At 67.2% G+C, this 12677-nt stretch carries 10 protein-coding genes; 8 read left to right on the forward strand and 2 right to left on the reverse strand.

The window, feature by feature from the left end; all coding sequences use genetic code 11:
- Positions 1-2: 2 nt before the first annotated feature.
- Positions 3-1211 carry a pyridoxal-phosphate-dependent aminotransferase family protein gene (locus tag LH400_RS23610; RefSeq protein WP_370638469.1) on the reverse strand — a complete coding sequence of 403 codons (1209 nt, stop codon included), beginning with the start codon at positions 1209-1211 and terminating at the stop codon, positions 3-5.
- Between the two features lie 147 nt (positions 1212-1358).
- On the opposite strand from LH400_RS23610, the gene LH400_RS23615 reads away from it, so the two are divergent.
- Positions 1359-4358, forward strand: coding sequence for an FAD-binding and (Fe-S)-binding domain-containing protein (locus LH400_RS23615; protein ID WP_229155918.1), 3000 nt, complete (start codon positions 1359-1361; stop codon positions 4356-4358).
- Positions 4359-4427: 69 nt separating this feature from the next.
- On the forward strand, positions 4428-5099 hold the full coding sequence (locus tag LH400_RS23620) for a GntR family transcriptional regulator (RefSeq protein ID WP_229155919.1): 672 nt from the start codon (positions 4428-4430) through the stop codon (positions 5097-5099).
- A 176-nt stretch (positions 5100-5275) separates the two neighbouring features.
- On the opposite strand, the gene LH400_RS23625 is transcribed toward LH400_RS23620, so the two are convergent.
- Positions 5276-6313, reverse strand: a complete 1038-nt coding sequence (locus LH400_RS23625; RefSeq protein WP_229155920.1) for a LacI family DNA-binding transcriptional regulator — start codon at positions 6311-6313, stop codon at positions 5276-5278.
- Positions 6314-6430: 117 nt separating this feature from the next.
- Here LH400_RS23625 and LH400_RS23630 point away from each other — a divergent pair, with 117 nt between their 5' ends.
- The 6 genes from LH400_RS23630 (at position 6431) to LH400_RS23655 (ending at position 12651) form a co-directional block, all read left to right on the forward strand.
- Entirely contained in the window at positions 6431-7675 is a 1245-nt protein-coding gene (locus LH400_RS23630) for an ABC transporter substrate-binding protein (RefSeq protein WP_229155921.1), read from the forward strand.
- Between the two features lie 73 nt (positions 7676-7748).
- On the forward strand, positions 7749-8639 hold the full coding sequence (locus tag LH400_RS23635; RefSeq protein WP_229155922.1) for a carbohydrate ABC transporter permease: 891 nt from the start codon (positions 7749-7751) through the stop codon (positions 8637-8639).
- The gene (locus LH400_RS23640) at positions 8636-9583 is read left to right on the forward strand and encodes a carbohydrate ABC transporter permease (RefSeq protein WP_229155923.1); all 948 of its coding nucleotides are present in this window, start codon (positions 8636-8638) and stop codon (positions 9581-9583) included. The genes LH400_RS23635 and LH400_RS23640 overlap by 4 nt, the downstream gene beginning before the upstream one ends.
- Positions 9584-9588: 5 nt before the next feature.
- A complete protein-coding gene (locus LH400_RS23645; RefSeq protein WP_229155924.1) occupies positions 9589-10701 on the forward strand; it encodes an ABC transporter ATP-binding protein in 1113 nt (370 codons plus the stop codon).
- A 34-nt stretch (positions 10702-10735) separates the two neighbouring features.
- Entirely contained in the window at positions 10736-11500 is a 765-nt protein-coding gene (locus LH400_RS23650; RefSeq protein WP_229155925.1) for a sugar phosphate isomerase/epimerase family protein, read from the forward strand.
- Between the two features lie 17 nt (positions 11501-11517).
- Positions 11518-12651, forward strand: coding sequence for a Gfo/Idh/MocA family protein (locus LH400_RS23655; RefSeq protein ID WP_229155926.1), 1134 nt, complete (start codon positions 11518-11520; stop codon positions 12649-12651).
- Positions 12652-12677: the final 26 nt, after the last annotated feature.

Raw genomic sequence — 12677 nt, forward strand, 5'->3', positions numbered from 1 at the left:
TGCTATTCCGCCGCCTGACGCGCCTCGCTTCCCGACGCCGCCGCGGCCAGCACGGCCATGGCCGCATCGACACCGCCCTTTCGATGCGGGACCCCCGCCGCCTGAAGCCCCATCTCGACGCCCCCCAGCGTTCCGATCAGGGTGAGATCGTTGAAATCGCCGAGATGACCGATCCTGAAGACCTTGTCGGCGAGCTTGGCGAGTCCCGCGCCGAGTGACATGTCGAAGCGCGACAGGATCGTCTTGCGCAGCGCGTCGGCGCCCTTGCCGCCAGGCATCATCACTGCGGTGAGCACGCCGGAATGCTGGGCCGGGTCGGCGCAGAGGACTTCGAGCCCCCACGCCTCGACCGCGGCCCGCGTCGCCGCGCCATGGCGCCGATGGCGCGCGAATACCGCATCGAGCCCCTCCTCGTGGAGCATCTCGATCGCCGCCTCGAGGCCATAGAGAAGGTTGGTCGCCGGCGTGAACGGAAAGAAGCCGTTGGCGTTCATCTCCAGCATCTCGTCCCAGGCCCAGTAGGACCGCGCGAGGCCAGCGGATTTCGAGGCCGCAATCGCCTTGTCCGAGACCGCGTTGAACGACAGGCCAGGCGGCAGCATCAGCCCCTTCTGCGACCCGCCGACCGTGACGTCGACGCCCCAGGTGTCATGCCGGTAGTCGAGCGAGCCGAGCGAGGAGATGGTATCGACCATGAACAGCGCCGGATGCCGCGCAGCGTCGATCGCCTTGCGGACCTCGGCGACCGGCGACACGCAGCCGGTCGAGGTTTCGTTGTGGACGACGCAGACCGCCTTGATCCGATGGTCCGTATCGGCGGCAAGCCTCTCGCCGATCGCCGCGGGATCGGCGCCATGGCGCCAGTCACCCGGGAGGAATTCCGTCTTCAGTCCAACGCGTTCGGCAAGCTTCTTCCACAGGCTTGCGAACTGTCCGGTTTCGGACATCAGGACGAGATCGCCCGGCGACAGCGTGTTGACCAGCGCCGCTTCCCAGGCGCCCGTCCCCGAGGCCGGATAGATGATCACCGGGTTCGTCGTCTGAAAGATCGTCTTGATCCCGGCGAGGACACGCTTCGCCATCGCCTGGAATTCGGGTCCGCGATGGTCGATCGTCGGTCGGTCCATTGCCCTCAGAATGCGATCCGGCACGTTGGACGGACCGGGAATCTGCAGGAAATGCCTGCCGGGCTGATAGGTCACGGATCTCATCTCCCTCGGCCGCGGCGGCCGCCTTTGCGGCCGAACCGCCTGACGAACGCTTATCGCGACCGCCTCCCTTGCAATCCGATTGGATTATGAATTCATTATTCGTGTCAAGACTCGAATATCGCGATCGCGTCGGGAGGGACCGCCAGAATGGCAGAGACGATCCGGCCGGGCCTCGCCCGCAGGCTCTCGGCATCGATTGCCGGCGACGCATATTTCAGCGCCTTCGATCGCGGCCGCTATGCGACGGATGCCTCGATCTACCAGATCATGCCGGCGGCCGTGGTGGTCGCAAGGACGGTGGAGGACGTCGCCGCCTCGCTCGACGCCGCGCGGGAAGAAGGGCTGCCGCTCACCATGCGCGGCGGCGGCTCCTCGCAATGCGGCCAGACGGTGAATTCCGGCCTCATCGTCGACACGTCGAAATATCTGAACCGGCTGCTCGAGCTCGACGTCGCGGGCCGGCGCGCGCTGGTCGAGCCGGGCATCGTGCTCGACGACCTCAACCGGCTTCTCAGACCGCACGGGTTGTGGTTCCCGGTCGACGTCTCGACCGCCTCGCGCGCGACGATCGGCGGCATGGCCGGCAACAATTCCTGCGGCTCGCGCTCGCTGCGCTACGGGACGATGCGCGACAACGTCATCGCGATCGACGCGATCCTTTCGGACGGCACGAAAGGCCGTTTTGCGGCACTCGACCAGTACGCATCGCAGGAGCCGCCCCGCGATCTCGTCGCCGCCCTTCTCTCCCTCGGCCGGCGCGAGGCGGAGGAAGTGGCGCGGCGCTTCCCGAAGGTGCAGCGGCGTGTCGGCGGCTACAATCTCGACGCCCTGACGCCGGGCGACGAACCGATCAATCTCGCCCATCTCCTGGTCGGTTCGGAGGGAACGCTCGGCATCTCCACCGCGATCGAGATCAGGCTGTCGCCGCTGCCGAAGGGCAAGAAGATCCTCGCCGCCTGCCATTTCCCGACCTTCCGGTCCGCGATGGAGGCCGCCAAGCATCTGGTCGCGCTGAAACCGACCTCGGTCGAGCTGGTCGATTCGACCATGATCGGGCTCGCCCGCAAGATCGACATGTTCGTGCCGACGCTCGACGCCTTCGTGCGGGGCGAGCCGGCAGCGCTGCTCCTCACCGAATTCGCCGACGAGCCGGAGGAAAACGAGGCGAGCCTTGCGGCGCTGGAAGACACGATGAGCGACCTCGGCTACGGCTTCGGTCGCGGCGGCGTCCGCGAGGGCGGCGTCGTCGCCATCCGCGAAGCGAAGCTGCAGGGGGCGATCGCCGAGCTGCGCGCCGCCGGCCTCAACATCATGATGTCGATGAAGGAAGAGGGAAAGCCGGTCTCCTTCGTCGAGGATTGCGCCGTGCCCCTCGACCATCTTGCCGACTACACCGACCGGCTCACGGCGATCTTCGAGCGCCACGGCACGCGCGGCACCTGGTACGCGCACGCCTCGGAGGGCTGTCTCCACGTTCGGCCGGTGCTCAACGTCAAGCTGCAAAAAGACGTCGCCACCATGCGCGCGATCGCCGAGGAGGCCTTCGCCATGGTGCGCGAATACAAGGGCTCGCATTCCGGCGAGCATGGCGACGGGATCGTGCGCTCCGAATTCCACACGGCCATGTTCGGCGAGCGGATCGTCTCGGCCTTCAAGGAGGTGAAGACCGCTTTCGACCCGGCCGGCCTCCTCAATCCCGGCAAGATCGTCGATCCGCCGAAGATGGACGACCGCAGGCTCATGCGCTACCCGCCGGGCTATCGGGCGGACGATTTTGAGACCGTCTTCGACTGGTCAGCCTGGCCGGGCGCATCGGGCGGGCTCCAGGGCGCGGCCGAGATGTGCAACAACAACGGCGCCTGCCGCAAATCCGCCGGCGCCGTGATGTGCCCGAGCTATCGCGTCACCCGCAACGAGCGCGACGTCACGCGCGGGCGGGCGAATACGCTGCGCCTGGCGCTGTCCGGGCAGTTGGGCCGCGACGCGCTCCTTTCGGACGAGATGGCCGAGACGCTGAAGCTCTGCGTCTCGTGCAAGGCGTGCCGGCGGGAATGCCCGACAGGTGTCGACATGGCGAAGATGAAGGCCGAGATCCTCTACCAGCGCGGCAAGGCGAAGGGCTTTTCGGCGAAGGACCGGCTGATCGCGAACCTGCCGCGCACGGCGCCGGTGGCAGCACGGGCCGGCGGCCTCCTGGGCCTGCGCAACAGGATCCCGGCGCTCGCCGCGCTGTCGGAGCGCACGCTCGGCTTTTCCAGGAAACGCACGCTCCCGGCCTTTCGCCGGGACTTCTTCCGGGACGAGGAAGGTGACAGGGCGGCCGCGAGGGGCGCGACCGATCAGGGCAGTGCGGCGCCTGCCCCGGCGCCGGCCAATAAGCCGGACGTAGTGCTCTTCGCCGACACGTTCGGCCGGTGGCTGGATCCGCAGACCCTGCGGGCCGCGATCGCTGTCCTGAGCGCCGGCGGATATCGTGTCGAGACCGCCCGGCCGGTGTCGGGAAGGAACCCGCTCTGCTGCGGCCGAACCTATATCGCCGGGGGCATGGCGGACCGCGCTAGGCAGGAGGCGGAGCGCACCATCGCCGCGCTGATCCCGCATGTGCGGGCCGGCAAGGCCGTGGTCGGGCTGGAGCCGTCCTGCCTCCTCACCCTGCGCGACGAGTTTCCGGCCCTCGTCCCGGGCAAGGACGCCGACGCGCTTGCCGGCGCCGCGCTTCTCTTCGAAGAGTTCCTCGCCCGCGAGGCCAAGGCCGGACGCCTGTCCTTGCCGCTTAAGCCGATCGGCCGGAAAGCCTATCTCCACGGCCATTGCCACCAGAAGGCCTTCGGCGCGATGCCGGCGGTGGAGGCGGCGATGCGGCTGATCCCCGACATCGAGCTCGTCACGATCGAAAGCTCGTGCTGTGGCATGGCCGGCGCCTTCGGCTACGATGCCGAGACGATCGACATCTCCCTGGCGATGGGCGAATTGTCGCTTCTGCCCGCGGTCCGGCAGGCGCCGGACGACGCCTTGATCGTTGCGGACGGCACGTCCTGCCGCCATCAGATCCATGACGGCGCTGGCCGCCGGGCTATACATGTCGCCGAGGCGCTGGCCGCCGCCCTCGCCTCGACCGACACGTCGGACCGGATCACCGGGCAATGATAGGGAGCCATCTTGGTAGTCCCGATGCAGCGGCAGTCACGGAACGATGAGCGAGAGCAAGACCGTCCCATGAGCATTCTCGACCTCGACACGCCGGTGGTGCGGCCTGCCCTGTCCGCCGAGATCAGCGATCGCATGCGGCGCATGATCATGGAAGGCGATCTGAAGCCCGGCGAGAAGGTGCCGGAAAAGGCGCTGACGGAGCGTTTCGGCGTGTCGCGCACACCGGTCCGCGAGGCGGTCAAGATCCTCGCCCATGAAGGTTTCGTCGTTCTCGTGCAGAACCGGGGCGCGATCGTCGCGCACCAGACGGCGGACGAATTGCGCGAGCTGTTCCCCGTCATCGCCGCGCTCGAGGGCGCGGCGGGCGAGCTGGCGGCGGAGCACGCCAGCGATGCGGCGATCGTGGCGCTCGGCACCCGCTGCGCCGCGCTCCGCCGGGCCTACGAGTCCGCCGATCGGCCGACCTATTTCGACATCAATCAGCAGATCCATGCCGGCATCCTCGAAGCGGCCGGGAATCCGACCCTCGTTCGGCATCACGCGACGCTCGCCGCCCGCGTCTACCGGGCGCGTTACCAGGCCAACCTGTCGGCCGAGCGCTGGCGCGCGGCGACGGAGGAGCACGAAGCGATCCAGGCCGCACTCGAATCCCGCGACGGCACCAGACTCGGCAAGCTGATGCGCGAGCATCTGATGCACAAGCTGCAGTCCCTGACGCGCCAACTCCGGTCCGACTAGAGCGCCGGGCGAAAAAGTGGAATCTAGTTATTCGGCCACTTGGCGCGTCACCAGGGAGATCGAGAGCATCGAGCGATGCCCATTTGTCGCCCGATGCTCTAACGTCGAGAATGGGCCGTGCGGCCAAAGGCCTTTCGCAGAACGCGGCAGGCGCCGCCGCGCCTCTGTGCGAGGGATCAGCGTGACGGGGCGGCAGTGCTGTCCCGCGCGAGCAACCGGCCCTGCATCAGGATCCGGTCCTCTCCGGCCATGAGTTCTTCCCGCGTCTTGCCCGCAAGAAGGTCGATGAGGAGCTTCGCACCGGCCGCACCGAGTTCGAATCGCGGCTGGGCGATGGTCGTCAGCGTCGGCTCGCAATAATCGGCGAACTCGATCCCGTCGAAGCCGACGACCGACAGGTCGCGCGGCACCGACAGGCCGGCGCGCCTCACCGTCTTGATGAAGGCGATGGCGCTCTCGTCATTGCCGCAGATGACGCCCGTCGGCCGGTCTTCGAGGGCGAGATAGGCGTTTGCCCCGGCAGCGCCGCCGGAAAAGACGTAATTGCCAGGATGCTCGACCAGCGCGTCCGGCGGCAGGCCCGCCTCCCCGATGGCGGCGACGATGCCGCGATGGCGCACCGTCTCATTGTAATTGCCGGTCGGCCCGGTGAGGTAGAAGATGTGCCGGTGTCCGAGTTCCAGGAGGTGGTTCACCTGCAGGCGCGCCGCCGCCGCGTCGTCGAGGAGGACCGGCGGCAGGCCCGGAACCTGCGGATCGGCGCAGATCGCGACCGCCGGCAGGCCCGCATCGAGGATCGAGCGGCCGCTGACCTGCGGAAGCTGGCCTGATGTTGTCAGAAGCCCCGCCAGATGTCCCGACGTCGCGAGTTCGATCAGCCGCAGGTCGCGGTCGACGCCCTCCATATAGCCGGTGATCAGCACATAGCCCGCCTCGGCCAGCGTCACATCGATGCCGTGCAGGACCTCGGAGAAGAAGGGCGGGTTCGACCGCCGCGGCACGATCACCAGGACGAGCTGGGAATTGCCGCCCCTCAGCTGCCGGGCGACGGAGTTCGGCGTGTAGCCGAGCGCCGTGACGGCGGCCATGACGCGCTCCCGCGTCTCCTTGCGCAGCTTTTCCGGCGCAGACAGGGCCCGGCTGACGGTCGCCACCGACACGCCCGCCGCCTCGGCGACGTCGCCGATGCGCGGCAGGCGTCTGATCTGGTTCATGTCCGGTGCCTTCGTCACGATCACTGATTGAGGCTCTTGTAATCGATTACTTTCTGACATACCATCGATGTAATCGATTACAGAGATCACCAAGATCCAATCGTGGGAGGAAAAATCATGAAATCGATCGCACAGGCGTTCCTCGTCGGGACGGCGCTCTGCATGATGGCCGGTCCGGGCTTTGCGCAAGACAAGCCCAAGGCCGAAGTGATGCACTGGTGGACGTCGGGCGGCGAATCCGCCGCCATCAAGACCTTCGCCAAGGCCTATGAGAAGGCCGGCGGGGAATGGGTCGACTCGGCGACGGCGGGCGGAGAGAACGCGCGCGCGGCCGCGATCAACCGCATGGTCGGCGGCAATCCGCCGGCGGCGGCCCAGTTCAACACCGGCAAGCAGTTCGACGACCTCGTCAGCCAGGGCCTGATCCGGCCAATCGAGGATCTCGCCGAACAGGGCGGCTGGAAGGACAAGATGCCGCCGGCGCTCGTGTCGGCCGCGAGCCGCGACGGCAAGCTCTATGCCCTTCCCGTCAACGTCCATGGCCAGAACTGGACGTTCTATTCCAAGGACGTCCTGGAGAAGGCCGGCATCTCCGAACTGCCTGACAATTGGGACGACCTCATCCCGGCGCTCGAGAAGATCAAGCAGGCCGGCTTCACACCGCTCGCCCTGGGCGGCCAGCCCTGGCAGGAGCACGTCCTGTTCAATTCGATCCTCCTGTCGGTCGGCGGCAAGGACCTCTACATGAAGGTCTACCGTGACAAGGACGAGGACGCGGTCCGCTCGGACGGATTCCGCAAAGCGGTCGAGACCTTCGGCAGGCTGCGCGGTCTCGTCGACGCCGGCTCGCCGGGCCGCAACTGGAACGACGCGACCAATCTCCTCATCACCGACAAGGCCGGCATCCAGGTGATGGGCGACTGGGCCAAGGGCGAATTCACCAGCGCCGGCGAAAAGGCGGGACAGGACTACGGCTGCACCATCGGCCTCGACGATTCCATGCTGATGGTCGGCGGCGACGTCTTCGTCTTCCCGAAGGTCGACGATCCGGAAAAGCGGAAGGCCCAGGATCTTCTGGCCAATACGATGATGGATCCCGAGGCTCAGGTGGCCTTCAATCTCGCCAAGGGCTCGATGCCGATCCGCAACGATGTCGACACCAACGCCTTCGACGCCTGCGCGAAGAAGGGCCTGAAGCTCCTGAAGGAGAAGGACCGCCAGGTCCCAGTGTTCGACATCCTCGTCAGCGCCAGCCTCGTCGGGTCCGTCGACGACGTCCTCACCCAGTTCTGGAACAATCCGGACGCGCCGGCGGACAATGTGGTGGCAGGCTTCGTCAATGCCTTCGAGCTCGAGGGCTGACACCCAGCCTGCCAGCCTGAGCAGCCGGGCGCTCGCGCCCGGCTCCGCAGCCATCCAGCCGAAAGGTCGCTCAATGTCGGCGCGCGCCCCGCGTTTCCGCATGGCCACCCTTGTGCTCCTGCCCTTCTGGGCGGTGGTGCTCGCCGCTTATGTCGGCGCCATGCTCTGGACCGTCCAGATCTCCTTCACCGCCTCCAAGCTCCTGCCGGTCGACCGCTATGTCGGCTTTGCCCAGTACGAGCGGCTGTTCTCCAGCACGCGCTGGATCGTCTCGCTCGAAAACGTCGCGATCTTCGGCGTCCTGTTCGTCGGCGGCTGCCTCGTCCTCGGCTTTCTCCTGGCGGCGGCGCTCGACCAGCATGTGCGCTTCGAGAACACGCTGCGAACCGTCTTTCTCTACCCTTACGCGATGTCATTCATCGTCACCGGCCTGATCTGGCAGTGGCTGATGAACCCAACGCTCGGCATCCAGAAGGCGGTGCAGGACTGGGGCTTTTCGAGCTTCCGCTTCGACTGGGTGGTCGACCGCGACATGGCGCTCTATGCCCTGGTGCTCGCCGGTCTCTGGCAGGCCTCGGGCCTCGTGATGGCGCTGATGCTGGCGGGCCTTCGCGGCATCGACGGCGAGATCTGGAAAGCCGCCCGCGTCGACGGCATCCCCGCCTGGCGGGTCTACCTCTTCATCATCGTGCCGATGCTGCGGCCGCTGATCGTCACCGCGGTGGTGCTGCTCTCGATCAGCGTCGTCAAGGCCTACGACCTCGTCGTCGCGCTGACGAATGGCGGGCCGGGCATCGCCACCGAACTGCCGGCGAAGTTCATCATGGACAATCTCTTCACCCGCCAGAACATCGGCCTGGCGACGGCCGCCGCGACGGTCATGCTGATCACCGTCGCCGCCGTGCTCGTCCCCTGGATCTACTTCGAATACTTCCGCAAGGCGCGCGCGAGGGGGGCGGCATGACCATCGACGCAACGCCCGCCGAGGCCCTGCCCAACCGCGGCGACCTCGCCGATCCCACCAGGGCGCAGCCCGGGCCGCGCGGCAAGCGGCCGCGACAGCTCACCCCCGGACGCATCGGGCTCTACGCCTTCCTCCTCGTCGCGGCGGCCTTTTTCCTCCTGCCGGCGGCGATCATGGTGCTGACCTCGCTGAAGACCATGGACGAGATCAGGCAAGGGTCGATCTTCGCCCTGCCCGCGAATCTCGATCTCACCGCCTGGGTCAAGGCGTGGTCCGGCGCCTGCACCGGGCTCAACTGCGAGGGGATCCGCGTCGGCTTCTGGAATTCGGTGGTGATCACCGTGCCGAGCGTCGTCCTCTCGATCTCTGCCGGCGCGACCCTCGGCTACGCCCTCTCCTTCTGGCGGGTGCGCGGCGCCGATCTGCTCTTTGCCATCCTCCTGCTCGGTGCGTTCCTGCCCTACCAGATCTTCATCTACCCGATGGTCCGGGCCTTCTCGACGCTCGGCATCTACAACACGCTCGCCTGCATCGTCATCGTCCACGTCATCTTCGGCCTGCCGATCATGACGCTCATCTTCCGCAACTTCTATGCCGGCCTGCCGCGCGAACTGTTCAACGCCGCGCGCGTCGACGGCGGCGGCTTCTGGCGGATCTTCGCCTACGTCATGCTGCCGATGTCGACGCCGATCCTGATCGTCACGGCGATCCTGCAGATCACCAACATCTGGAACGACTTCATCCTCGGCCTCGTCTTCGCCGGCCGGGACAATCTGCCGATGACGGTCCAGCTCAACAACGTCGTCAACTCCACCACCGGGGAGCGTGCCTACAACCTCAACATGGCCGCCACGCTGCTGACCGCTGCGGTGCCGCTCCTCGTCTACTTCGTATCCGGCCGCTGGTTCGTGCGCGGCATCGCAGCGGGAGCCGTCAAGGGATGAACCAGATGAGCGCAACGCACCAGTTCGTCGCCGAGCCCTCCGTCTCGGTGCGCGATCTCGACATCGCCTTCGGCGCCCACAAGGTGATCGCCGACCTCGACCTCGAAATCGCCCGCGGAGAGTTCCTGGTGCTGCTCGGGCCCTCCGGCTGCGGCAAGTCCACCCTCCTCAACGCCATTGCGGGACTGATCGACATCGCCGACGGCGAGATCTGGATTTCCGGGGAGAACGTGACCTGGGCCGAACCGAAGGATCGCGGCATCGGCATGGTGTTCCAGTCCTACGCCCTCTATCCGCGGATGTCGGTCGAACAGAACCTGTCCTTCGGGCTGAAGATCGCGGGCCTGCCCAAGGCGGAGATCGCCGCGCGCGTCGAGAAGGCGGCGGCGCTCCTGCATCTCTCAGAGCTTCTGAAGCGCAAGCCGGCCGAACTTTCCGGCGGCCAGCGCCAACGCGTCGCGATCGGCCGCGCCCTGGTGCGCCAGGTGGATGTGTTCCTCTTCGACGAACCCCTGTCGAACCTCGACGCCAAGCTGCGCAACGAGCTGCGGGTCGAGGTCAAGAAGCTGCATCAGCAGCTCGGCAACACGATGATCTACGTCACCCACGACCAGGTCGAGGCGATGACCCTCGCCGACCGCATCGCCGTCATGCGCTCCGGCGTGATCCAGCAGCTGGGACCGCCGCAGGAGATCTACCGCCGGCCCGTCAATCGCTTCGTCGCCAGCTTCATCGGCTCGCCCGGCATGAACTTCTTCGACGGCGAAATCGTCGGGACCGGCGACGGCCTCTCCGTCGCGCTTAAGGGCGAGCGGGTGGATCTTTCCCGCTACGCCTTTGCCGATCGGCCGGAACCCGGCCGCAAGGTCGCCTTCGGCCTCAGGCCGGAACACATCGCCATCGCCGGCGCGCGCGACGGGCAGGTGGCGGCCACGGGCCCGGTCGAGATCGTCGAGCCAATGGGCGCTGATACGATCGTGTGGACCCGCTATGCCGGCCAACCGCTGACCATCCGCACCGATGGCGAGAGCCGCGTGCGCGCCGGCGACACCATCACCTTCTCCTTCGATCCAGCCGTCGCCTGCATCTTCGACGCAGCGAACGAAGCCCGCCTGTGATCCTCCCGCTTAAACCCGCAAGGCCCGTACCCTCATGGCATTGACCGCCCCCCTCTCCTTCCAGCTCTATTCCGCCCGCAACGCCCCTCAGGACGCCGATGTCCTCGGAACGATCGCCTCTGCCGGCTTTACCAATGTCGAGACCTTCGGGCCGAACCACGATGACCCGGAGGGTTTCCGCAAGCGCCTCAATGCGGCGGGCCTGACCGCCAAGAGCGGCCATTTCCCGCTCCAGATGATCGGAGCCGAACTTGATCGGGTCATTTCGATCTGCCGCGTGCTGGGCATCGAGATCGTCGTCGCCCCCTATCTCGCGGCGGAAGACCGCCCTGACGACAAGGCGGAATGGCAGGCCCTGGGCGACCGGCTGGGCCGGCTCGCCGCCGACTGCGCCGACGAAGGCCTGCGCTTTGCCTGGCACAATCACGACTTCGAATTCGCCGCCCTTGCCGACGGCTCGCTGCCGATCGAGCATCTCCTCAAGGACGGTGTCCTGTGGGAAGCGGACGTCGCCTGGATGGTGCGCGCCGGCGCCGAGCCGGCGGCATGGCTCGAGCGCTATGCCGGCCGCATCGTCGCGGTGCATGTGAAGGACATCGCGCCAGAGGGCGAAAACGCCGGCGAGGACGGCTGGGCCGATGTCGGCGCGGGTGTGGTCGACTGGGACCGGCTCTGGCCGCTCGCGGTGGGCTCCGGCGCGTCGTTGATGATCGCCGAGCACGACAATCCCTCCGACTTTGCCCGCTGCGCCCGCGTCAGCGGCGCCAAGTTGACGCAGCTTCTCGCGGCGAACCGCTGAACAGGAAAGACGTCCCCATGTCCATGCGCATAGGCCTGATCGGCTGCGGCAACATCTCCGACATCTACCTCGTCAACGCCGCGCGGTTCCGCGACATCGAAATCGTCGCCTGTGCGGATCTGCGCGCCGAGGCCGCGGAGCGGAAGGCGGCAAAGTACGGGATCGAGGCGACGAGCGTCGACCGTCTCCTCGCCCAGGGCGACATCGACATCGTCCTCAACCTGACCGTCCCCGCCGCCCATGCCGAGGTGTCGCTCGCCGCGCTCGAAGGGGGCAAGCACGTCTATTGCGAAAAGCCGCTGGCGACCACGGTCGCGGACGGTGCCGCCATCGTCGAGGCCGCCCGCGCCAAGGGTCTGCGCGTCGGCTGCGCCCCCGACACCGTTCTCGGCGCCTCCGTCCAGGAGGCGCGGCGGCAGATCGACGCCGGCGCGATCGGCCGGCCGCTTCTCGGCCTCGCGGCGGTGCTGTCGCATGGCATGGAACACTGGCATCCGGACCCGACCTTCTTCTTCAAACCCGGCGGCGGTCCGGTCTTCGACATGGGGCCCTATTACCTCTCGACGCTCGTCAATCTCCTTGGTCCGGTCGCCCTGATCCAGGCGAACGGCCAGATCGGCTTTACGACCCGGACGGTGACGACCGAAGGCTCGCCGATGCTCGGCCAGGCAATCCGGGTGGAGACGCTGACGACGGTCCAGGCGCTGCTCAGCTTCGAGAGCGGAGCGCAAGTGACGTTCCTTGCAAGCTGGGACGTCTGGAACCACGGGCTTCGGCCGATCGAACTCCACGGCACGGAAGGCTCGCTGCGCGTGCCCGACCCGAACTGGTTCGGCGGCGAGCTGGAAATCGCCCGTGAGCGCGGCGACTGGGCGAAGACCCGCACCGCCGACCATGTGCTCGGCGCCGCGAACTGGCCGGCAGGCCGGCCGGAGCACGCCAATTATCGCGGGGCCGGCCTTGCCGAGATGGCCCGGGCGATCGCCGAGGGCCGGCCGCATCGGGCGAATGGCGATGTCGCCCTGCATGTGCTGGCGGTCATGGCGGCGATCATCGAGGCCGCGATCTCGGGCAGGAGCGTCGAAGTCAGCCAGCGTTGCACGAGACCGTCCTTCCTGGGTGAAGATGAGGCGGCCTCGCTCATCGCCTGACCAACACCCCGCGGCCGCGGCGCGAA

Origin of the sequence: Jiella soli, from assembly GCF_020615385.1 — a bacterium.
In the GTDB taxonomy this organism is placed as follows: Bacteria; Pseudomonadota; Alphaproteobacteria; order Rhizobiales; family Rhizobiaceae; genus VKMB-3413.